Here is a 640-nt window from a genome sequence, read left to right on the forward strand (position 1 = left end):
GGAGTTTTTCTACAGCTACGTTAGGCCTCATAGGGAAGGAAAGTATGCGTCACCCATACCGATATGCCGCAATCGCAATGTGTCTCACCGTTGCAGCTACATCTGCCGCGACGGAGCGAGGAACATCGCAACGCGATTACGTGCGTCAACTCGAATCTGCGCCCTCAGAAGCAATCGTGCAATATTGCCGTACTAATGCGCCAGAGGCCCAGGGCCAAGTTGATGAGGGCTACGGAACTTACTTGTCCAGCCTAGACAAGGCGCTGGACATGTGGATTTCATCAAATCCGGAGCTTGGGCGCTCAATGGGCTCGCAAATGTCTCCTGCTGCCGCAAAGTCTGCGCAGGCGTCTATGCTTGAGATCTCCGCCGCTGTTCTTAGTGGTATCAAAAAGTACGACGCACACAAATACTGTGCTTGGATGGCCACAAAGCTCAAGAGCACAACACCGCAATCAATGCTTAAGTCCCTCCAAGAGTACGAGGCACATGCGAAGACGGTGCCTGGAGCGAGAACACGATGACGGTCGGCAAGGCCATGAGAGTGTGGCCTAACTGATCATTCAAGCGGACGCCTCCGGCGCCGCTTAATTCCAGCGTTGAAGCTGTAGAAAAACCCCTTACTGATCTGCAAAACGAG

Annotated in this window: 1 protein-coding gene; it reads left to right on the forward strand. The window is 53.4% G+C overall.

The genetic code is table 11. The features are described from left to right. Positions 1–524: hypothetical protein (locus tag UU7_RS19050; RefSeq protein WP_238530978.1), on the forward strand; the 524-nt coding region annotated here is incomplete at its 5' end. Positions 525–640: the final 116 nt, after the last annotated feature.

The sequence above is a fragment of the Rhodanobacter spathiphylli B39 genome (assembly GCF_000264295.1).
In the GTDB taxonomy this organism is placed as follows: domain Bacteria; phylum Pseudomonadota; class Gammaproteobacteria; order Xanthomonadales; family Rhodanobacteraceae; genus Rhodanobacter; species Rhodanobacter spathiphylli.